Origin of the sequence: Acidovorax sp. SUPP3334 (genome assembly GCF_030159055.1) — a bacterium.
Lineage (GTDB): Bacteria > Pseudomonadota > Gammaproteobacteria > Burkholderiales > Burkholderiaceae_C > Paracidovorax.
In genome coordinates this window covers 1-535 of the sequence record NZ_BQXQ01000131.1, presented here as the reverse complement: position 1 = coordinate 535, position 535 = coordinate 1, and the positions used below count along the sequence as shown (strand labels likewise).

The 535-nt window shown below is 65.8% G+C and carries 1 protein-coding gene; it reads right to left on the bottom strand.

Annotation, left to right across the window (positions count from 1 at the left end; translation table 11 throughout):
• The coding region (locus AVHM3334_RS23805) for a transposase family protein (protein ID WP_502869976.1) at positions 1–535 on the bottom strand (535 nt) is incomplete at both ends.

Here is a 535-nt window from a genome sequence, read left to right as displayed (position 1 = left end):
CGTGGCCGTCATAGGGGTTGCCGGTAAAGCTGCGCGCTCCGACCATCAGGCCCTGCTTGTGCGTGATCGCCACGCTGACCTTCACGCCGAACTCGTAGGGTTTGCGGGCCTTGCCTTTGCCGATGCATTCCACCTCGGGCGCATGCAGGGCGTACAGCTTGTTCTTATCCTTGGGACGCTGTGTGCGGATGCGCTCGGCGCGCTGCATCAGCGTTTGCAAGCTGGTCAGCGTCCGCGCGGTGGCCTCGCTGGCCTGTTCGATCTTGCGGCCCACCTCGCGCAGCACAATGCCCAGGATCGTGCGCTGGCGTTTGACGACCTTGCGCAGGCGCTTGAACTGCTTGGCGTGGGCGTAGCCGCCGGCGCGGCGGCGCAGGCTCTTGCCTTGCTTGACAAACGTCTGCTTGAGCGCAATGCCCGCGCGCTTGGCCGCGGCGACAACCTTGTGGCGTGCGATCTCCAGCAGCCGCGAGTCCACCGGGTGCGCGATGGCCTTCTCCTGTACCGTGGTGTCCACGATCAGCCGCTCGAACTC